Consider the following 686-nt stretch of genomic DNA (forward strand, 5'->3'; position numbering starts at 1 on the left):
AGGCTCCAGAATAAGTGAACCCGGGATCAGGATGAGGAGGGAGAAAAAAAGCTGGTAGTGAAGGCTATGAAGGATACTTTTATACTGCAGGGAAAAGAGATACAAGGTAAATTCCGTGATCCGTGATCGGTGATCGGTAAGAATCCTAGGATTGTACCCCAACCTTTTATATCGGTCTTTCTCTGTGGCCCTCTGCGATTCGGCCGGGAATGGCCGACCTGGGCGGCCCTCTGCGTTAAATGCTTATGCCGCTGTAAAGCAAATACGAGATCGCTTCGCACAGGTATCGGCTCGCGATGACAGGAAATGGATTCCGGGTCTTCGCCCGGAATGGCTGTATGATTTTTCTCTGGACTCTGGACCCTGGACTTTCCCTTTGGCCTTTGGACAAGTGAAAGCCCCAAGAGGAATACCTCTCGGGGCTTTCTAATAAATCCCGGCAACGACCTACTCTCCCACACAGTCGCCCATGCAGTACCATCAGCGCAGAAGGGCTTAACTTCCGAGTTCGGAATGGGGTCGGGTGTATCCCCTTCGCTATAGTCGCCGGAAACTCAATTTTGAAGATGAAGATGAAAGAAGAATGGTGGTCATCGTTCCTCTTGAAGACGGAACCTGCCAAAGGTAAGTAAAAAGTGGTCAAGCCTCACGACCGATTAGTACCGGTTAGCTTAGCACGTTGCCGC

1 rRNA gene is annotated in these 686 nt (G+C 50.6%); it reads right to left on the bottom strand.

From position 1 onward, the window contains the following. Positions 1-434: 434 nt before the first annotated feature. Positions 435-551: ribosomal RNA gene (gene rrf / locus P1S46_12380) — 5S ribosomal RNA — on the bottom strand. Positions 552-686: the final 135 nt, after the last annotated feature.

The organism is bacterium, assembly GCA_029210545.1.
In the GTDB taxonomy this organism is placed as follows: Bacteria; BMS3Abin14; BMS3Abin14; order BMS3Abin14; family BMS3Abin14; genus JARGFV01.